Here is a 21,215-nt window from a genome sequence, read left to right as displayed (position 1 = left end):
AAAATGACTAAATTAAGTGGTTCAATCCTTGCGGCAGATTTTTTAAATTTGAAGTCTGAAATAAAAAGAGTGGAAAATTACATTGACGAACTCCATATAGACGTTATGGACGGTCATTTTGTTCCAAATTTAACCTTTGGTTTTCCATTGATCAAAGCAGTTAAAAATATTACGGATTTACCCATAGACGTACATTTAATGGTTACAAATCCAGAATTTCACATTGATAAACTATTAGATTTCGATATTCAAAGAATCACAGTCCACATTGAAAGCACTGTACACATCCATAGGGCAATTACAAAAATAAAAGAAAATAACATCGAGGCCTTTGTCACACTAAATCCAGGAACTCCCCTTGTATTAATAGAAGAAGTTATTCCTTATGTGGATGGCGTACTGGTAATGAGTGTAAACCCAGGGTTTTCCGGTCAAAAATTTATAGCAAAATCTATTGAAAAAATTAAAACTCTAAACAACTGGAAACAAAAATACGGAATGAACTATTCAATTGCAGTAGATGGTGGGGTAAACTCCTCAAATGCCGACGTTGTAGTATCCGCTGGTGCGAATATTTTAATAATGGGTTATGGTATTTTCAAAAATCCTGATCTTGAAAATCTGAGCAGCCAATTAAGGGGAAAATGATCACCGCAATAGTTTCTCCTTATTCTTTTAAAGGATCTATTCTGAAAATTGAAGACACTGTAAGATATGCTTCAAGTCAAGAGGCAAAGGTTTTGGTGTTGTGTGATAATAACTTTCATGCAACTGTAAAATTTATAGAAACTTGCAAAAAATACCACATTAAACCTATAATTGCATATCCATACAATGACAAGGTATTTTATGCGAAAAACACGGATGAGTTGTATTCGTTATTTAATGCATATTCCAACAATTCTTTTCAAAAATTAGATCTTAATTACATAGATAAAGATCAAGTTTACTTTGCATATTACTTGCCCGGAAAAAGAAAGGTCTATGAAACATTTTCTAAATTCTTGGGTATCTCACCCGTTGAAAAAGGTGTATTAAAAAAAATTTATTGCAATTTAGATGTTTCAGATTATAAAATTACATCTTTTCAAACACTTCCAAAAGCACCATCAAATTTTATAAACCTGGAAAAAATCAACAATCCCGCATATAAAGAAAGGTTAAAATATGAGTTAGAAATCATAAAAGCCAAAAATTTCTTAGATTACTTCTACACAGTCCACAAAATAACAAATATTGCAAAAAAAAATAACATTAAAATTGGTCCTGGAAGGGGAAGTGCTGTAGGCTCTTTGCTGTCGTACATGCTCGGAATAACAAAAATTGACCCTCTAAAATACAATCTGTTATTTGAAAGATTTCTAAACATAGGAAGAAAAGAACCACCGGATATAGATTTAGATGTTGAAGATGAAAAACGGAAAAAACTTATAGAACTACTTAAAAAAGAATTCAAATATGTGTACCACATAAGTACGTTCTCTAATATCGGATTAAAAACACTAAAAAAAATTGCATTCGAAACCAATGTGTCTTATTTAGAACTAAATGACCTTTTGGGGTTACCCATTCACAAAAGTATTCACGCTGCAGGCATAATTATATCTACATCACCCTTAAAACTTCCAATAAAAGATAATATAATTGAATGGGATATGGACTCTTTACAAAAAATTGGATATATAAAATTTGATATTCTAGGCTTAAAAACTTTGACAATTCTTTCTGAACTTGAAAATGTACTTGGAAAACCAAAATTGGATAGTGAAACGTTCAAATTCATATCTAAAGGCTATACCAACGGAATTTTTCAACTTGAAAGTAATATCGCAAAAAAAATTATTAGATTGATTAAACCAAAATCCATAAACGAACTTTCAATAGTTATTTCCCTTAACAGGCCCGGACCTTTAAAATCTAATCTAGATAAAAAATTGGCAAGTGCCAAATGGAAAAATCAAAAAGGCAAATTAGATATACTTGATGAGACATATGGAATATTGATATTTCAAGAACAAATAATGAAAATTGCAAAAAACTACGCGGAATTTTCCGACGAAGAAGCAGATATTTTGAGAAAAGCAGTTTCAAAAAAAGATAAAAACATAATGAAACCTTTAATGGAAAAATTTAGAAATAACCTTCTAAAAAAATTCTCCGAAAATGAAGTAAACGAATTAGTTGAAATTATTTTAGAATTTTCAGAATATGCATTTAACAAATCTCACGCCGTTGCATATTCTCATATATCGTATTATCTTTCATATTTCAAAAAACACTATCCAAAAGAATTTTATACAATACTTTTAAAATACGATACTTCAAAAATAGAAAAAATAATTTTTGAAATTCAATCAAGGGGATTCAAAATTTCTTCCCCTAATATCGAAAATAGAAAAGATGAAAATACTTTTTATATCCCCTTATTTTTAATAAAAGGTATAAACGAAAATCTTGAAAGAAAAATACTTAAAAACTCTCCATACAATTCCTTAGAAGAGTTTATTCAAAAAAATCCAAATTTAAATTACTCGGTAATTGAATCCTTAATCAAAGTTGGAAGTTTTGATTATCTTTCAAATAATAGAAGGGAACTTTTATTTAAATTAAAAGAAATTAGGAATGGAATAAATGAAAAAATTTTGGAATTATCTAATAAACTATTTGGTAAAAAGATTAGTGAAGAAATAAAAGAAGAAAAAGCATGGGAACGCTGCGATATGGAATACAATACTTTGGGATTTTGTATTTCAAAACCATTTACAGATAACGAATTAGAAAACCAACTTGCCCCGCTTTCAATAGCTTTTTCAAGAGATCAAAAATTAGCAATTAATGTTAAATCAATCGCCGGATATGCAAGTGATGGTATTTCTACAATTAAAATAAATATTCCCGATGGAATTTACACGTTGATATATGATAGAGAATTAAAAATAATTCCAGGTTATAGAAAAGTAACTTACAGTGTAAACAATCTTCCACCAAAAAACTTTTTAGAAAAAGGAAACACCAATGAATACCTCTACGTTAAAAATAATAATCTAAAAATAAAAGGTGCAAGACCTCTCTTTGACGATTATAAAATAATGATAGAAGGTGAAAGAGATGTATATTAATTTTGAAATTTGTAGTAAATGCAAAGGTAAATGTTGCAAGAATTATCCAGGACTTGCCCTTCCAAATGATTTTGGTAATACAAAAGAAGAAATTTACAAAAATCTAATTGATGCTTTCAAATCCGGAAATTGGTGTATAGATTGGGAGAAAAAAGAGGAATATTTTGTAAGGCCTTCTATAAAAGGAAAAGAATTTCAAGTTTTTGATCATTCCATATCAGGCGAATGCACTTTTTTAACGGAAAGAGGATGTAAACTTACAAAAGAAAAACGCCCCAGTGGATGTTTACTTTTAGAACCAAAGGAAAATGAAAAATGTGTCCAACATCTAAAAAAACAAAAAGTCATAAATGAATGGAAAAAATTTCATGATATTTTAATTAATGCTGCTGTTGAAGCGGAAAAATTTGAAGGTGATAAATTATGAAAAAACTTATAATTTTTTCTATCGTTATTTTACTATCTATCTTAATAATAATCTCTAAAGGAAAGGTATATACAGGCCCAGAAGTATTTCTTCCTGGTTTTAAACATGGACAAAATATAGAAGAAATAAACAATGTAAACATTAAAAATTTCATAAGACTTGGCAAAGACTTTAACGATGGCAACACAATCTTTGTTATACTTTATTCTGAAAAAACATTTTTTAACAGTGAACAAACAACAAAATTAATAAAGTTAGAAAAAGCTCTCTTAAAAATGAAAAACATAACTACAATCTTAAGTCCTACAAATATTCCAAAAGCAAATTTTTCATCACAAAACTATGTAAAAAATAACACTCTACAAAAAGATATTCTAAAAGACAAAATGGCACAAAATTTAATAAGCAAAGATGGAAAATACTGCATAATTAACGTAATTTTCAGACCAAATGTAGATTCAAGAAAAGATATCTCAAAAATTGAAAACATAGTAACAAATTACTTTAAAAACTTTTATTTATTTGGGGAACCAGTTATTGATAGCTATCTCTTTAAAGAATTACTAAAACAAATGTATTTCTATCCTGTTATAATGTTCTCTTTAATACTATTGTTTTTTTACTACCAAACAAAATCATTTAAATCTTCACTATTTATACTTTTATCTCCCATACTTTCTACGTTAATAACAATTGCTATGCTCTTCCTCACGGGAAGACCTCTAAATACGTTAACCGTAATGATTTTTTCATTTCTTTTAATAATAGGTTCCGGGTATGGTTTACACTATTATAATTCTTTTTACAAAAACAAGGATTTCAAAAAGACAAAATCTCATATTTTAGCTCCTATTCTGTTTTCAATGTTAACAACCGCTGCTGGATTCTTATCTTTCATTTTTGTAAAGATTGAATCTTTTAAAGAACTAGGTGTTTTGGTCTCTATAGGGCTTGCAATAAATGTAATAATAATTTTTGAACTTTCACCATTAATTCTATCACTCGGAAAAAAAGAACCTGAAAAATTTGGTATAAAATACTTGGGAGACAAAGTTGCTATTTTCTCTCTAATAACTTTTGTTGTTTTAATAATATTTTCCCCATTAATTCTTAAAAATATCTCAATAAAATCTGACATGTTATCGTATTTTTCAGAAAACTCACAACTTGGAAAAGCAACAAAAATTATGCAAAATGTTTTTAACTTTAGAGAACCTATATCATTGGTCATAGAAAATGAAAAAGTATTCCTTGCCTCTGATAATACAAAATTAAAGAAATTTACAAGAGAACTTGAAAAGTCTGAACTTATCTCCAATGTCAATTTTCCATTCAATATTCCTATACCACTATTATACAATTTTTCAAAGACAAATCCCGTTTTAAAATATTACATTGCCAATAAAAATAAGATCAGATTATTAATCTACTTAAATCAAGATGGTTATAACAACGTCGACAAAGTAGTCAAATTAATAAAAAAATACATACCTTATGATAACTTCTATGTGGCCGGTTCTTCTTTAATATGGCATGATATAAATAACAGTATATTAAATGCACAATTACAGACTATCTTATTTGCAAGTATCATAATCTTTCTCATGATTTTAATTACTTTTAAATCAATCAAAATAACCTTAAGTGTAATAATCCCAATAAGCTTCACCACAATTTTCAATTTTATCTTCATGGCAATCTTTAAAATTAACCTGGATATCTCAACATCCATAACCTCTAGTATTTTAATGGGCTTAGTTATAGACTATTCGATACATCTTGCAAATGACAGAAGTTTAACAAAATCTTCAAAACAATCGATAATAAACGTCGGCCCTCCAATTCTTGCAAATGGTATAGGATTGATACTGGGATTTTCTGTTCTACTTTTCTCTTCTTTAAAACTCTTCAAATCAATAGCGTTATTGTTAATACTTGGTATATCTACCGGTCTTTACTTTACACTGATAATACAGCCATTTCTATTAAATTTCACAAAAAATAAAAAAAGACCTCTCTGATTTATCAGAGAGGTCTTTTTCTTAAAACGTCGTCAATCCACCTATAAACAAACTCTTTGCCCATTGGTTTTCTTCCCAGCTATAAACAATCCCTGCAACGAAACTTTCACCGAGTATAGGATATGAAATTTTTAAATACACTTCTGTATTTTCATCTAAGAAACCATTCTCAAATGGTGTGGAATCGTAATAATATCCATCAATAAACAATCCTGGAAAGCTAGCTATTTCCGGTAATATAATTCTTACATTTCCTTCAGCAACTGGTGTAACACCATCTAAAGCACCATAAACGTAAAACTCACCATTACCATACGGCATCAAATCCACTGACATCCCTACCAAATATCCAGATTTATCATCAACGTTTTCTAAACCATTTAAACTTTGATTTGATTTTAAATAGTTATAGTTTCTATCAAACAAAAATGGAACATAGCCATTTCTAAAATAATATACTCCACCAACTGGTTCTAAAACTCCAAAATCTCCATAAACTCCTACAAAGACACCATTTCCTATAGAAGAAAAGCTTTCATCCGATTGTAAAGCAAATTCAACTCCCAATTTTACAACATTAACTAATGGTACGTATATCGCAACACCACCCGCATATTTAACAGGTGTAGAATTGTCAATTACAAAAGTATCCGTTGCTTCAGTGTCAGTTATACCATATACTTGTAATTCCACAAATCCTGCTTTATACACAAAGTCACCAAAAAATACACTATCAGATTGTAAAACTTCAAAAGGTACAAATTTAGTAATCTCGTATGGTATATGTGTATAAAGCCCAAAATTAGATAAATTAAATTTTAAATCAAATGCCCTAGTATTTCTGTTAATGTACTTCCTCATATTAAATCCTAAAGCCAAAGTAGTAGGTTTAACTAAACCGTACCTAAACCCAAAATTATCCGTTTTTATTCCCAGAGTATTTAAAACAAATGCATTAATTATGTTAGTACTCGGTGTAGAAGAAGGAATTCCATAATAAAGCTCTCCATAAACTACATCAGTGGCATAAGCTGTAAATCCAATTCCCAAAGTTAAAGTTCCAAAAGAAAATTCAGGGGTTAATTCATACACAAAATACTTTTCATTATTTTTTTCAATTGTACCGATACTAAGGGGAATATTTGAAAATACAAACAATGTAAACGTAAAAATTAATAACGTAATTAAAAATTTTCTCATAATATCACCTCCACATAATTCTTCGTAATTTTATTATACCACAGTTATGGTATAATTTATTTTGAATCTAGGGGGGATTTTATGTTTGATTTTTCCAAAACAGAAAAGTCGCTTGTATTCTCACTTGCAAACCTTGCTATAATCTCAAAATACAAAATTAAATTTAACAAAAATGAAATACTATTCTCTGCAGATCGCATAGTTACTAAATTTCTTAAAGATGTCGATTTTAAAATATTAAAAGCAGATAATAAGATTGATTCCCCTGTAATTGAAAATGCAACAATTTTATTTTATAATATTCCAGATGAATCGCTCGACAAGTTAAAATCTATGTTTTTAAATAACGTAACGGTACTAGAGTCAAACAACGAAGGTGAGGTCTTTCTAAACGAAAATAACAATTCAAAAATTTATATAAACGGCTTTTTAGTTGCCACAGAAAAGAATTTTCTATTTAGCTATAATATAAAAAAACCAACAAAAACTATTATAAAAAAAATCGAAAAATTAGAATTGCCATTTAAAAGAACAGCGTATGTTCATAAGATAAAGACTATCTTATTAAATTGTGAAAAAGCGGAAATTGCAATGTATCTTGCAAAAGATTTGGAAAAACTTGATGGAGGGCAAGCACATGATGAGATAAACTGGAAAGATGTACAATTACACGCGGTAAAATTGCTTAATGCCCTCAACAAATACTTGTTTATAACAAAGAGTGACTATGTAAAATATTATTACTTAATAGATACGGCAATTGAAAGTGGCTATAAACCAGTTTATATTTCGCAAAATATAAAAGATATAGTAGAAAGTGAAAAAGATTTTTTAGGAAAAAATATAAACACTATTAATGTTTTTCTTGAAAAATACTCAAAAAATTTTGAATTTGCTTACATAAATAAAGATCAGCTAACCGATGTAGAAAAAGAAAACTTAAAAATAGTCGAAAACCTACTCAAAGACTTAGCAGTAGAATTAGAAATAAAAATATCAACAAATATGTTGGAAACAAAGAATAAAAAGTATCATGTCAAAAACAGAACTCTTGTATTAAAAAAAGAAATTTTATCTAACATTGACATTACTTTAGAAAATGCAATCGAAGGTATTGGAAGAATACTATATCCAGAAGTAGATGCTAATCGAGCAATCTTAAACCTATTTGTCAAATTTTTAAAAGATAAGCAAAATAAATTTACACATGTCTCTAAAATAAATCAAAAAGAATCAATTATCAATAAATTTCTTAACAAATTCAAAAAAAAAGATGGTGAAAAAGATGTTAGATAGTTTTATACTCTTATTTTATTTTGTTATATTCCTAATCATATTAAAAATTTCACCATTTGTTTTAGGAGCAGTAGTAATTGGTTTTTATATTTCTATTGTACTTGACGTTCCTGCAAAATATCTTTCAAGAAAGTTGAATCCAAAACTTTCAAAGGTTATCTCATACTCATTACTCTTATCTTTGATTTTTTACTCTTCTATAAATTTTTTTCCAATAATCTTCTTAGAAGGGAAAAAAATATTTTCAGAATTAACCAAACTTTCTATTCCAAACAATACAACACTTCCGAAATGGCTCCTAGATTTTATAAACAACTCTAATCGACAAATTTCAAATTTCGCGTTAAATATTTTTAATAAAATCATCAGTTTTACTCCATCTTTAATAACAATGGTAATTTTAATAACAACCACCACAGTTGCAGTTGCAAATTTAAAAGAATATTTAAAAAAACGCGTAAAAAATTTTTTCATAAAAGATCCAGAAAAAGGATACAATTTTATAAAGAAATTTTACAAAGACTTTGAAAAATTTGTAAGTGGACAGGTAATTATTGCAATGCTTGTAGGACTTATAGTTGGAATTCTTGCATGGGTCTTTAAAATTAAGGGAGCGTTTTTTCTTGGAGTAATTTCATTTATAACGGATTTTATACCGTTTCTAGGAGTTGTAATTGTATCAATTCCCATGTTAATGCTTGGATATTCATCATTAGGTATAAAAGGTATAATAATTAGTATCTTAATTTTGGTATTGGCAAATCAATTGGAAAGTTGGGTATTTGCCCCAAAAATCCAAAGCGAGAATTTTAACATACATTGGTTTATATTAATAATTTCTCTGCTCATTTTTGGGGATATACTTGGATTCATAGGAATCCTAATAGCTATTCCTTCTCTTTTGTTTATAAAAAGATATTGGGTTGAATACATTTTGGGAGGTAATTATGGGAAAAATAGGTGAAAAGTTTGAAGAATTACTCCAAATTATGGAAACCCTTAGGGGAGAAAATGGTTGTTCGTGGGATAGAAAACAGACTCATGAATCGATAATTCCGTATTTAATCGAAGAAACCTATGAATTTGTTAAAGAAGTTAAAAATCAAAATTACAAAAATATGGTTGAGGAATTAGGGGATATTCTCTTACAAGTAATCTTTCATGCACAAATTGGAAAAGAAAAAAAAGAGTTTACAATCGAAGATATAATCAACACTTTGATTAACAAATTAATTAGAAGACATCCACATGTCTTTGGAAACGAAAAAGATTTTTCATATGAACGCTGGGAAAAAATAAAAGCACTTGAAAAGGGAGAAAAACACTTCTCAAAAATTGGAAAAGTAAACAAATCACTTCCTGCCCTTTCGCTTGCAAGAAGAATACAAGAAAACGCTGCAAACATTGGTTTTGACTGGGATAACATAGAAGATGTATACGAAAAAGTATACGAAGAACTTGAAGAACTTAAAAACTCCAAAAACGCAAATGAAATAGAAGAAGAATTTGGTGATTTATTATTTTCAATAGTAAATCTTTCAAGATTTTTAAAAGTTGATCCAGAAGTCTCATTAAGAAACGCAACACAAAAATTTGTAAATAGGTTTAAAAAGATGGAAGAATTAATCGAAAAGGATGGAGGAAAAATGGAAGATCTATCAATTAACGAACTAGAACAATATTGGAAGGAGTCAAAAAAGTGAAAGTATATGGTAGAAATGTTCTAAAAGAAATATTGGAAAATGATGTATCTGTAAAAATGGTTTACTTTTCAAATTCAAAATCAAGAGATTTAGAAAAATTAATCGAAAGTGTCAAACAAAGAAACATGCCATATACAATAGCTAATGATAAAATACTAGAAAGGATTTCAAATGAAAAAAAACACCAAGGGGTTGTAATCGACATTGGGAAGTTTGAATATAAAGATGAATTAATAATCGAAGAAATAACCAACCCATTTATTGTTATTCTAGATCAAATACAAGATCCACATAATTTTGGTGCAATCATTAGGACTTCTGTTGCAACTGGTGTTGATGCAATAGTAATACCAAAAAACAACTCAGTAAAGGTAACACCAGCTGTTGTGAAAGTTTCTGTAGGAACAATATTTAAAACAAATATAGTTCAAGTAACAAACCTTTCAAGATTTATAGAAAAAATAAAAAAGTTAGGTGTATGGGTATATGGTGCTGCAATGGAAGGAAAAGCGTATCATAAAGTAGATCTAAAAAAACCCGTAGCTTTAGTATTGGGAAACGAAGGAAGTGGCATTAGAGAAAATGTAAAAAATAAATGCGACGATTTGATTTCAATTCCCATGAAAAATAAAGTAGAATCTTTAAATGTATCTGTAAGTGCTGGAATATTATTATACGAGGTGTTTAGAAAAAATGAAGATATTAATAGTTGAAGATGATGAGAAATTAAGAAGATTATTAGAATTAGAATATAAACACGAAAATTGTACAGTTAAAACTTGTGAATTTGGTGAAGATGCCATACTTTTGTATGATAAATTCAAACCTGATGTCGTAATTTTGGATGTTATGCTGCCAGATATAGATGGTACAGAAGTTGCCAAAAAAATAAGAAAAATGGATCCAACAGCTGGTATAATAATGCTAACAGCTCTTTCTCAAAAAAAAGATAAATTAGAAGGATTTGAAAGTGGTGCAGACGATTATGTAGTAAAACCTTTCGATTTTGAAGAATTGTTTGCAAGAACCAAAGCACTTGCAAGGAGAAAAGGAATAACTTTTGAAAAAGAAATTAAAATAGGAGAACTAAAAATAAACTTACAAAAACGAGAAGTATTACACAAATCAAAACCTGTAAATCTTTCTAAAACAGAGTTTGATTTACTTTTTTATCTTGTTAAAAATTCAAATAGGACAGTTTCAAAAGAAGAAATTTTAAACGCAGTTTGGGGAATTTCGTATGAAGGTTCTGAAAATATAGTTGAAGTATATATAAACTATCTAAGAAAAAAAATATCACCGGATTTAATAAAAACTATTAGAGGAGTGGGCTATACAATAAATTGGAGGTGAAAAGGTGTTTTTCTTTGACCCAACCTTTATAATTCTAATACCTGGTATCCTTTTGGCACTTATTGCGCAAATGTACGTTCAAGAAAGATTTTCAAAATACTCTAGAATTCCATCTAGCCTAAATATGACAGGTGCTGAACTTGCAAAATTTATGTTGGAATCTTCAGGGATTTATAATGTAAAAGTAGAAAGAGTTCCTGGAAATTTAACAGATCACTATGATCCAATAAAAAAAGTTGTTAGACTATCCGATGCCACATACAATTCAAATTCTGTAGCTGCACTCGGAGTAGTTGCACATGAAATTGGTCATGCAATCCAACACGCAAGAAAATATGTGCCATTAATTTTGAGAAATAGTATTGCTCCAGTTGTATCCTTTTCTTCAAATCTTTCATGGATCTTATTTATACTTGGATTTATCTTTATGAATATGGCATTGGTAAGAATTGGAATTCTCTTATTCTCATTAGCGGTTATATTCTCATTAATTACTCTTCCTGTAGAATTTGACGCAAGCAGAAGGGCCGTTAAGATTTTGGAAAGCAACTTAATGATGCCAAAAAATGAACTATCTGGTGTAAAAAGTGTACTAGGTGCAGCAGCTATGACTTATGTTGCAAGTACGTTAATGGCATTTTTACAACTTCTAAGAATGTTACTAATTGCAGGATTTCTAGGAGGAAACAGAGATTGAAAAGTGATTTAATCATTGCATACAGACTATTAAGAAAAAAGTTTAAGTCGGGAATATTCTCCACTGAATTTTATAGTGCTTTCTCCTATGTGGAGGAGAAAGCTTTTTTTAAAAACTTGATATTTGGCGTTTTAAGATATCAAGATTATCTAGATTGGATAATAAATTCTTTTTTGAAAAACAAAGAGATACCTCCGTCAATTCGAACTATCTTAAGAATGGGAACTTTTCAAATATTATTCACAAATAAACCAAATTATTTAATTGTAAATGAAATGGTGGATTTGGTTGAAAAAAAGTCATTCAAAGGACTTGTCAATGCTGTTTTAAGAAAAATATCAAAAATTGGATATATAGAACCAAAAGAAATACACTTAAAATTCTCCCATCCAAAATGGTTAGTTGAATATTGGAAAAGCTTTTTGCCAATAGATTATATAATTAAAATGTTAGAATTAAATCAAAAACCCCTCAAAACTACTGCAAGGGTAAATATTAAAAAGATAGAAAGAGACAATATAAAAATAAGCAATTCATCATTTACCTCCCATTCTCCTGTAGGAATAGTCTTTGAAAAAATTGAAAAAAATCCATGGGAATTTGAAGAATACAAAAAAGGTCTAATTACATATCAAAGTGAATCATCACAGATAATACCTTTACTTGTAGACTTCAAAAAAGATGAATATGTTTTAGATGCATGTGCTGCTCCAGGTGGAAAAGCCACACATATTTTAGAACTGCAAGATGTAAACTTATATGTAAACGATATCGAAAAAGAAAGGATAAAAATCCTAGAAGAACAATTCAAAAGATTAAATTTAAAACCAAAAAAAATCTTAAATTACGATGCTCAAAAAATAAAATTAAATGACTTTTTTGATAAAATCTTTGTTGATGTACCCTGCAGCAGTCTAGGAACAGCAAGAAGAAATCCAGAGGTTTTAAGAAGACAATCTAAGGAAAATTTCCAGAAACTTTCCAAAATTCAACAAAAGATCATATCAAATTTATGGAAAAATCTAAAAAAACATGGATTAATGGTTTATTCTACATGTACAGTAACTATCGAGGAAAACAAAAATACTGTAAATCAACTAAAATCTCTCGGTGAATTTTTGGATATAAGAAACCAATTAGAACAATTTGGTATAAAATATATATGGGATGGCTATGGAGCGCTATTTTATCCAGATGAAACTCTAACACCATTTTATGTTTCAATCATTAGAAAGATAAAGGAGTGAAGAAATGATTACCAAAAGAAAAGTATTAAATTTTATAAATTCAAAAAATTATAAACCTATGCTTCAAAAAGAATTATATAAAGCACTAGGCTTAAAAAATAAAACAGAAAAAAAAGAACTAAGAAAAATACTAAATGATCTTTTATACGAAGGAAAATTATTCAAAGACAGTAAAGGAAGATACAAACCAATAAGCAAAAATATGGTCATTGGTACTATAGAATTCACAAGAAATGGTACAATGGCATTTGTTTGGACAGAATCCGGAGAAGAAATTGCTATTCCCGCCGAAAAAGCAGGGAGAGCTATACATAAAGACAAGGTAATAGTAGAAATAGAGGGAAAATGGTATGACATACCTGAAGGAAGAGTAATAAAAATAATTGATCACGGGTTAAAAAAGGTAGTGGGAACATTTCAACCTATTGGAAGAGCTGCATTTTTAATCCCAGATGATCCAAAAATTCAATATGATTTTTATATCCCCATAGAATTTTTTAATAATGCAAAACCTGGTCAAAAAGTAGTAGGGAAGATTTTAAAATATCCTACCCCTACGAAAAATCCCGTTGCAAAAATTGTAGAAGTATTAGGTTATGCCGATGATCCTGCAACTGATTTTCCAACTGTAATCGTAAAACATGACATAAATATATCTTTTCCAAACGAAGTTATGCAAGAAGCATCAAAAATTCCTGATAAAGTCTTTTCAAGAGACATTAAAAATAGAAAAGATTTTAGAAATGAATTAGTAGTAACAATTGATGGACCAGATGCAAAGGATTTTGATGATGCTGTAAGTGTAAAAAAATTAAAAAATGGAAACTACCTACTTGGAGTACATATTGCAGATGTTTCACACTATGTAAAAGAAGATAGCTTTCTAGACAAAGAAGCGTTTAAACGCGGAACAAGTATTTATTTAATAGATAGAGTCATTCCAATGTTACCTTTTAAATTATCACATGGAATTTGTAGTTTGGTCCAAGGCGAAGATCGTTTGGTAATGTCGTTAACAATGGAAATCAACAAAGATGGTAAAGTAGTTGATTTTGAAGTTACAAAAGGAGTAATAAGAAGCAATAGAAGACTTGTATACGACGATGTAAACGCTCTTTTCGAAGGAAAAGAAGAAGCAATAAAAAAAATTGGAGACTTAAGAAAAGAATTATTGCTAATGAAAGAATTAAAAGATATTTTAAGAAAAGCTCGAAAAGAAAGAGGGGCAATTTTAGACATAGAAGGTGGAGAAGTTAAGATTATTCTAGATGAAAAAGGGCACGCAGTCGATATTATCCCAAGGAAAAGGGGAGAAGCAGAAGTTATCATAGAAGAATTTATGATAAAAGCAAATGAAACCATCGCAGAAATTTTTCATCATCTTGATTTGCCATTTGTATATAGAGTACATGAACAACCTGATCCAGATACAATTATCCAATTAAAAAATTATTTAGCAGCTTTAGGGATAGAATTTAAAGTTCCAAAAAAGATACAACCCAAAGTATTACAAACATTACTCGAAAAAACCGAAGGACATCCATTAAGGGGGAGTATAGAAAAACTCCTTGTCCGTTCAATGAAACGTGCAATCTATTCAGCTACAAACATTGGACATTTTGGACTTGCCTCATATGCATACACACATTTTACCTCTCCGATAAGGAGATATCCAGATCTTATTGTCCACAGACTTATTAAAAAATTCTTAACTGACAACAAAAAAATATCAAAAAAGCAACTCAAAAAATTAAATGAGAAGCTATCAAAAGTTGCCATACATTCAAGTAAAAGAGAGAGAATAGCAGATGAAGCTGAGTGGGATTATATTGCCTTGAAAAAAATTGACTATATATCAAATCACATTGGTGAAGTTTTCGATGTAGTTGTAACTTCCGTCACAAAATTTGGAATGTTCGTAGAAATAATAGATAAAAACATATCAGGATTAATTCATGTTTCTACACTGGATGATTATTTCTTATATGATCCCGAAAAAAGTATCTTAATTGGTCAACATACAGGAAAAGTGTACAAAATAGGAGATAAATTAAGGGCAAAAGTTGTAAATGCTAACAAAACTAGAATGCAGATTGATTTTGAAATAAGTGAGGCATAAGCCTCACCTTTTGTTTGTTAAATATCTGACACCTTTTACAATAAGAGCGATTGCTATTAAGACAAGAACTACTGGAAGTACTATTGTTACTAATCCAATAAAAATCAAAACAATTAAAAGAACTCCAAGAACTATAGATAAAATAGGGGATAAAAACGGAAAAAATAAAATCCCTAAAATTATTAAAAATATAACACCTAAAATAGCAAGAAAGTTTATCATATTTATACCTCCCCCAAAAAAATATATTAATTACCAAAAAATATTTTATCATACAATCAAATTTTTTGCAAATTTACAAAAATAATTTGGAGGAAAGTAATATGGATAAAATCAAAGATGAAATTGAAAAATTACGGAAAGAAATTGAATATCATAATTACAGATATTATGTTTTGGCTGATCCGGTAATAAGTGATGAAGAATACGATAAACTTTTAAAAAAATTAATAGATCTGGAAAAAAAATATCCTGAATACTATTCATTAAATTCTCCAACACAAAAAGTGGGAGGGGGATTAATTCAAGGATTTAAAAAAGTGGAACATTCAATTCCCATGCTAAGTTTAGACAATACATACAACGAACTAGAAATGAGAGAATTTGATAATAGAATAAAAAAAATGTTAAAGACAAACATAGTACAATATGTATGTGAATTAAAAATAGATGGTATCTCCGTTGCAATAAGGTATGAAAATGGATATTTTAAAACTGCAATCAGTCGTGGCAATGGAATAATTGGCGATGACATTTCAGAAAATGTAAAAAAAATAAAATCAATACCTTTGCGATTATTCAAAAATATTGATATAGAAGTTCGAGGCGAGATTTATATGCCTATTAAAGAATTTGAAAAATACAACAAATTAGCCGAAAAAGAAGGCTTACAACCTTTTGCAAATCCACGTAATGCAGCAGCTGGGACAATTCGCCAATTGAATTCTTCAATTGTTGCAAGAAGAAACCTTGATTCATTTATTTATCATATAGTAAATCCTGAAAAATACGGATTAACTACTCAATGGGAAGCTTTAAACTTCTTGAAAGAAATAGGGTTTAAAGTTAATCCGCACTCAAAACTGTGCCAAGATATAGAATGTGTTGTAAATTTTTGGAAAAAATGGACCGATGGTAGGAAAAAATTAGATTATTGGATCGATGGATTGGTAATAAAGGTTAATAACTTTGAGTATCAAAAAATTTTGGGAGAAACCACAAAATCACCAAGATGGGCTATTGCTTTTAAATTCCCTGCTATTCAAAAAGAAACAAAAATATTAGACGTAGAATTAAACGTTGGAAGAAGCGGAGTTATTACTCCTGTTGCAATCTTTGAACCAATAGATTTAGATGGCAGTATCGTAAAACGTGCATCATTACATAACTTTGATTACATAAAAGAAAAAGACATTAAAATCGGTGATCACGTCCTCGTTGAAAAAGCGGGAGGTATAATTCCACAAGTTGTAAACATAATCAAAGAAAAAAGAACAGGTTCCGAAAAAGATATTGAAATTCCAAAAAAATGTCCCATTTGCAATGGCGAAATTGGAAAATTATCTGATGATGAAACCGCCATTAGATGTCTCAATCCGCATTGTCCTCAGAAACTTAAAAGACATTTAGAAATATTTGTATCTAAATCTGCTTTTGATATTTCTGGTATCGGTGAAAAAATTATCGATAAAATAGTTGACGCAAAATTGGTAGATGATGTAGCCGATATATTTTACCTAACTCCCTTTGAGCTAGCACAAATAAGCGGATTAGGTCAAAAATCCATCGCAAAAATTCTAGAACAAATAAATAAAGCAAAACATACTCCACTAAACAGAGTCATTATTGGTCTTGGCATACCATTAGTTGGTGAAAAAACTGCAAAAATACTAGCAAAAAGATTTAAAAGCTTAGAAAACCTATCCAATGCTTCCTATGAAGAGCTAGTTGAAATTGAAAATATAGGTCCTGAAATTGCCAAAAGTATAATAAATTATTTCAAAAACGAAAAAACAAAAGAAATTATTGAAAAATTGAAAAAGGCTGGAGTAAATCTTGAAAAAAAGGAAATGAAAAAATCGGATATATTAAAAGGACTAACATTTGTAATTACAGGTAAATTAAACTCTCTCTCAAGAGATAAAGCTATAGAACTAATAGAATTAAACGGTGGCAAAGTATCAAATTCCGTAAGTACCAAAACAAACTACCTAATAGTTGGTGAAAATCCAGGCTCAAAGTTAAAAAAAGCACAACAATTAGGTGTAAAAATTCTATCGGAAGAAGACTTTCTAAAAATGATTACTTAATTTCCAAATCTTTCTTGAAAAATCATCCTCATATATAGGGACAAATCTCTTTAAAGATGGAATAAAAAATAAAATTGTATGTATTTCATAAAAATTTCCGCGATTTCTTCTAAAAACAATATATTCCAAAGATCTATTCAAAAGATAGATCAAGTCATACGATAGATGCTTTATATCACCGTAATTTAAGGTGATTTCTCCGTTTTCCGACTTAATATCTATTCCTAAAAAATCTTTCATTTTTAAAGCTGCATCTATTCTAGCCAAAATTAATGCTTTTTCCAAATCAATCCCACCAGTTTGAGAAATTCCTTCAAAATATAACAAGTCACCATTCTTAAGTAAAACATTATAATATCCCGTATTTATACTGATAATTTCATCATTAGGTTGTAGACAAATTTTATTTTTTCCAATAAGAATACAATTTTCATCGGTATTATTACACCCAAAAAACAATAAAAGTAGAAAAAATAAAATAAATACTTTCTTCACGAACATCACTCCTCAATAAACTTTAAAACAGCATCGGAACCTAACATTCTTTTTATCTCTTGCGCTCTTTTTTCTTCATCCAATTCACAAACTTTCCCTCCGTTATCTGTTTTATTCACAACAAAGTGTTTATCAGCCTTAATTGCAACTTGTGGTAAGTGCGTCACTACAATTACTTGATAATTTTTAGAAACTTCTTTCAACTTTTCTGCAAGTTTATTCCCAGTAATACCACTAATTCCCGCATCAATTTCGTCAAAAATCAAAATCCCATCTGAAACAACGGAAAGTTCCAAAGCAAGCATAAGTCTTGACAACTCTCCACCCGATGCTATATTCTTTACCGGTTTTAATTTTTCTCCCTTTATTGCACTACCGAGTAATTCTACTTTATCCATTCCAAAATAATTAAAATCCACATTTTCAAATTGAAATTTCAATTCAAAAGACAAATTCAAATCTCTTGAATGTCTATAAAACCTTTCCAAAACTTTCTTTGCAGCATTTTTTCTACTTTCCGACAACAAACTTGCATATTTCCTCATTTTATTTAAAACTTGCTCAAGTTCATTATTTGAATTTTCTAAAATTTTAATTCTTTCTTTTAATTTTTTAGAATCTTTTATAAAGTTCTCATAATTATCTATTACATCTTCTATTGTAGGTCCATACTTTCTCTTTAAAAGGTTATAATCCCATATTCTTTCTTCCAGTTCCTTTATATCGTAGCTTTCTATTTCATCAATTTCTTTCTGCAAATCCAACTTTAAAGTTTCTATTATATCTAACGCGGTATTCAAAGATTCTTCATGTTTTTCATTCAACATCTTTTTTATTTCCCAGAGCTTTTCCGTAATTTCCTCACTTGAATTTAATATATAATTATACTTTTCAATAGTTTCTTGTGCTTTCAAAGCAATATCATATTCTCTCTTCAACTTCTCTTCTTCTTCTATTGAGGGACTAATCTTTTCAATTTCAATTATTTTTTCTTCTAATTCCGCCAAGTTTTCCCTTAAATCACTTAACGATTCTTCGGTTAATAATTTTCGAATTTTTTTATATCTTTCAAAATACTCTCTATATTTCTTCAAATCTTCAAAATTATTTGAAGTTTCATCTAGAAAATTTAAAATAAAATTTGGTTCTAAAATCTTTATATGTGAATTTTGTCTGTGCAAAGTTATAAATTCCGAGAGTAATTTACTTACAATCTTTTTTGGAAAAACTTTCCCATTAATTTTAAAAACAGTTCTATTCCCTTTCTTTGTTATAGAAAAAACATTCTCTCCGGAAAAAACGTCATATTCAGGATAATCTACAGGAATATCCATTACCATCTCTGCGTTATAACTATCCACTCTTCCATTAGCAATCCCCAACAAAATCCCAAATACATCTAATATTAAACTTTTTCCAACACCAGTCTCCCCAGTTATAACATTCAGTCCTGAATCAAAAAATATATCAATATCTCTAAAATACAAATAATCATGTAAATGCACGGAGACAATCTGTGCCCTGTTCATTTGTTCAAATGCTCCTTTTTAAAATAATCGGGCAACAATTCCCCCACAGTTGTTTCCTTTACTGCACCATTTTTTCCAACTAAAATAACTTTGAAGTCTCCAAATTCAGCCATAACCTGTCTACAAGCACCACATGGTGATATTGGATCTTCTGTATCTCCAACTACAACTAATGTATCAAATTCTTTTTCACCTTCACTTACAGCTTTAAAAATGGCTATACGCTCAGCGCAACACGTTAATCCATAAGAAGCGTTTTCCACATTTGAACCCGTAAAGACTTTACCAGTTTTTGTCAACAGTGCCGCTCCTACCTTAAAACTGGAATAAGGTGCATAAGCTCTTTTCATTGCATCTTTTGCCAATGCAATTAACTTATTACTCATTTTTTTCCACCACCTTTACTAAAACTTTTTCAATTCGGTTCTTAGATGCTGCAATAATCTTAAACGAAAAACCATCGATAAGAATTTCTTCACCAACCTTTGGAATTCTTTGAAGATGCTCTAATATATAACCGGCCAGTGTTTCGTAATCCGTTTCAGGAAAGTCAACACCCAATTCCCTTTCCAAATCATTTATTGGCACTGTCGCATCAACTATATATGCCCCATTTTCAAGCCTTTTTATACCAATATTTTCATTTTGATCATATTCATCCATTATTTCACCAAAAATTTCTTCCAATATATCTTCCATCGTTACAAGACCTGCTGTTCCTCCATACTCATCTACCACTATTGCCATATGTATTTTTTGTTCCTTAAAAATTTTCAAAAGTTCAGAAACTTTCATTGTTTCTGGAACAAACAAAGGTTCCCTCATAAGTTCTTTTACTTTTACTTTGGTTGAAACATCCGTTCCTCTCTCACTAATAAAAACAAGAACATCCTTTGCATAACAAATTCCCACAATATTATCTATAGTTTCTTTATAAACAGGAATTCTTGAATATTCTTCTTCCTTTATAATCTCCATTACTTTATCCAATGTCTCAGATTCCTCAATTGCTATGATATCCACTCGGGGAATCATAATTTCTTTAACCATTGACTCTTCCATTTCCAAAGTCCTTTTTAACATAAAACTTTCCTCATGGCGTAAAGTTCCTTCTTCCATTCCAACTTCCACATACATTAAAATATCTTCAGTTGTAATAAATGGCGCTTCTTCTACCAATTTTCCACCAATTAACTTTATAACAAAATTTGAAATTCCCACTAACATTTTAATTATAGGAGAAAAAACTTTTGAAAGGAATAAAAGCACTTTAATCATCTTATTAAAAATTTTCTCATTGTTTTGTCGTGCGTATATCTTAGGAGTAATTTCACCAAAGATAAGTATAAAAAAGGTTAAGACTAAAGTACTTAAAAGCGCAGAAACACTACTCGGAAGTATATTTTCAAATAGACCAACAACCAACAAAGTTGCAACGGATGAAGCCAAAATATTTACCAAATTATTCATAATCAAAATAACGGTAAGTAACTTATTAAAAAGATGTAATTCATTTTCTTCCTCTTTCATATCACCTTTTCTCAAAGACTCCCTTAATTTCAATCTACTTACAGATGTTAAAGCTGTTTCTGAAGCGGAAAAAACAGACGACAAATACAACAAAAATATCAAAAATATAAATGACCAAAAATAACTTAAAGGATCTTCCATTCTATAACCCACCTCCATAAAAGATTATA

19 protein-coding genes are annotated in these 21,215 nt (G+C 29.4%); 13 read left to right on the top strand and 6 right to left on the bottom strand.

Translation table 11 applies throughout. The annotated features are described in order from the left end of the window. Positions 1 to 3: 3 nt before the first annotated feature. From rpe to XJ44_RS08120, 4 genes are read left to right on the top strand one after another with little or no spacing between them, the layout of a single operon-like run. Entirely contained in the window at positions 4 to 648 is a 645-nt protein-coding gene (gene rpe, locus XJ44_RS08135; protein WP_077198667.1) for a ribulose-phosphate 3-epimerase, read from the top strand. Continuing rightward, positions 645 to 3,119: a helix-hairpin-helix domain-containing protein gene (locus tag XJ44_RS08130; RefSeq protein WP_077198666.1), complete on the top strand. Its 2,475-nt coding sequence runs from the start codon at positions 645 to 647 to the stop codon at positions 3,117 to 3,119. The genes rpe and XJ44_RS08130 overlap by 4 nt, the downstream gene beginning before the upstream one ends. Continuing rightward, entirely contained in the window at positions 3,109 to 3,546 is a 438-nt protein-coding gene (locus XJ44_RS08125) for a hypothetical protein (protein ID WP_077198665.1), read from the top strand. Before XJ44_RS08130 ends, XJ44_RS08125 begins: the two co-directional genes overlap by 11 nt. Further along, positions 3,543 to 5,567, top strand: coding sequence for an efflux RND transporter permease subunit (locus XJ44_RS08120; RefSeq protein ID WP_077198664.1), 2,025 nt, complete (start codon positions 3,543 to 3,545; stop codon positions 5,565 to 5,567). Before XJ44_RS08125 ends, XJ44_RS08120 begins: the two co-directional genes overlap by 4 nt. Positions 5,568 to 5,588: 21 nt before the next feature. Here XJ44_RS08120 and XJ44_RS08115 read toward each other — a convergent pair whose 3' ends face one another. After that, positions 5,589 to 6,767 (bottom strand): hypothetical protein, encoded by a 1,179-nt coding sequence (locus tag XJ44_RS08115; protein WP_077198663.1) that lies wholly within the window; start codon positions 6,765 to 6,767, stop codon positions 5,589 to 5,591. An 81-nt stretch (positions 6,768 to 6,848) separates the two neighbouring features. Here XJ44_RS08115 and XJ44_RS08110 point away from each other — a divergent pair, with 81 nt between their 5' ends. From XJ44_RS08110 to rnr, 8 genes are read left to right on the top strand one after another with little or no spacing between them, the layout of a single operon-like run. Continuing rightward, positions 6,849 to 8,063, top strand: coding sequence for a hypothetical protein (locus tag XJ44_RS08110; RefSeq protein WP_077198662.1), 1,215 nt, complete (start codon positions 6,849 to 6,851; stop codon positions 8,061 to 8,063). Then, positions 8,053 to 9,027: an AI-2E family transporter gene (locus XJ44_RS08105; protein ID WP_077198661.1), complete on the top strand. Its 975-nt coding sequence runs from the start codon at positions 8,053 to 8,055 to the stop codon at positions 9,025 to 9,027. Before XJ44_RS08110 ends, XJ44_RS08105 begins: the two co-directional genes overlap by 11 nt. Next, positions 9,011 to 9,766 (top strand): nucleoside triphosphate pyrophosphohydrolase, encoded by a 756-nt coding sequence (gene mazG, locus XJ44_RS08100; protein ID WP_077198660.1) that lies wholly within the window; start codon positions 9,011 to 9,013, stop codon positions 9,764 to 9,766. Before XJ44_RS08105 ends, mazG begins: the two co-directional genes overlap by 17 nt. Next, entirely contained in the window at positions 9,763 to 10,479 is a 717-nt protein-coding gene (gene rlmB / locus XJ44_RS08095) for a 23S rRNA (guanosine(2251)-2'-O)-methyltransferase RlmB (RefSeq protein ID WP_075666469.1), read from the top strand. The genes mazG and rlmB overlap by 4 nt, the downstream gene beginning before the upstream one ends. After that, a complete protein-coding gene (locus XJ44_RS08090) occupies positions 10,460 to 11,119 on the top strand; it encodes a response regulator transcription factor (protein ID WP_075666468.1) in 660 nt (219 codons plus the stop codon). The genes rlmB and XJ44_RS08090 overlap by 20 nt, the downstream gene beginning before the upstream one ends. A gap of 4 nt (positions 11,120 to 11,123) precedes the next feature. After that, the gene (locus XJ44_RS08085) at positions 11,124 to 11,816 is read left to right on the top strand and encodes a zinc metallopeptidase (protein WP_077198659.1); all 693 of its coding nucleotides are present in this window, start codon (positions 11,124 to 11,126) and stop codon (positions 11,814 to 11,816) included. After that, on the top strand, positions 11,813 to 13,063 hold the full coding sequence (locus tag XJ44_RS08080; RefSeq protein ID WP_077198658.1) for a 16S rRNA (cytosine(967)-C(5))-methyltransferase: 1,251 nt from the start codon (positions 11,813 to 11,815) through the stop codon (positions 13,061 to 13,063). Before XJ44_RS08085 ends, XJ44_RS08080 begins: the two co-directional genes overlap by 4 nt. Positions 13,064 to 13,067: 4 nt before the next feature. Continuing rightward, on the top strand, positions 13,068 to 15,182 hold the full coding sequence (gene rnr / locus XJ44_RS08075; RefSeq protein WP_075666465.1) for a ribonuclease R: 2,115 nt from the start codon (positions 13,068 to 13,070) through the stop codon (positions 15,180 to 15,182). Between the two features lie 3 nt (positions 15,183 to 15,185). On the opposite strand, the gene XJ44_RS08070 is transcribed toward rnr, so the two are convergent. After that, positions 15,186 to 15,404 (bottom strand): hypothetical protein, encoded by a 219-nt coding sequence (locus XJ44_RS08070; protein ID WP_075666464.1) that lies wholly within the window; start codon positions 15,402 to 15,404, stop codon positions 15,186 to 15,188. Positions 15,405 to 15,505: 101 nt separating this feature from the next. Here XJ44_RS08070 and ligA point away from each other — a divergent pair, with 101 nt between their 5' ends. Beyond that, a complete protein-coding gene (gene ligA, locus XJ44_RS08065) occupies positions 15,506 to 17,491 on the top strand; it encodes an NAD-dependent DNA ligase LigA (protein WP_077198657.1) in 1,986 nt (661 codons plus the stop codon). Here ligA and XJ44_RS08060 read toward each other — a convergent pair. The 4 genes from XJ44_RS08060 to XJ44_RS08045 are packed head-to-tail and all read right to left on the bottom strand — an operon-like array spanning position 17,474 to position 21,186. Beyond that, complete coding sequence (locus XJ44_RS08060; RefSeq protein WP_075666462.1) at positions 17,474 to 17,986, bottom strand: hypothetical protein; 513 nt, start codon at positions 17,984 to 17,986, stop codon at positions 17,474 to 17,476. The two genes, ligA and XJ44_RS08060, sit on opposite strands and share 18 nt — an antisense overlap. 5 nt (positions 17,987 to 17,991) lie before the next feature. After that, the gene (locus XJ44_RS08055) at positions 17,992 to 19,491 is read right to left on the bottom strand and encodes a DNA repair protein RecN (protein ID WP_233119543.1); all 1,500 of its coding nucleotides are present in this window, start codon (positions 19,489 to 19,491) and stop codon (positions 17,992 to 17,994) included. A gap of 20 nt (positions 19,492 to 19,511) precedes the next feature. Next, the gene (gene cdd, locus XJ44_RS08050) at positions 19,512 to 19,901 is read right to left on the bottom strand and encodes a cytidine deaminase (protein WP_075666460.1); all 390 of its coding nucleotides are present in this window, start codon (positions 19,899 to 19,901) and stop codon (positions 19,512 to 19,514) included. Continuing rightward, complete coding sequence (locus XJ44_RS08045) at positions 19,894 to 21,186, bottom strand: hemolysin family protein (RefSeq protein ID WP_077198655.1); 1,293 nt, start codon at positions 21,184 to 21,186, stop codon at positions 19,894 to 19,896. Before XJ44_RS08045 ends, cdd begins: the two co-directional genes overlap by 8 nt. Positions 21,187 to 21,215: the final 29 nt, after the last annotated feature.

It is taken from the genome of Thermosipho affectus, assembly GCF_001990485.1.
In the GTDB taxonomy this organism is placed as follows: domain Bacteria; phylum Thermotogota; class Thermotogae; order Thermotogales; family Fervidobacteriaceae; genus Thermosipho; species Thermosipho affectus.
The sequence above is the reverse complement of the archived record's forward strand: the minus strand, read 5'-3'. Positions and strand labels throughout refer to the sequence as shown.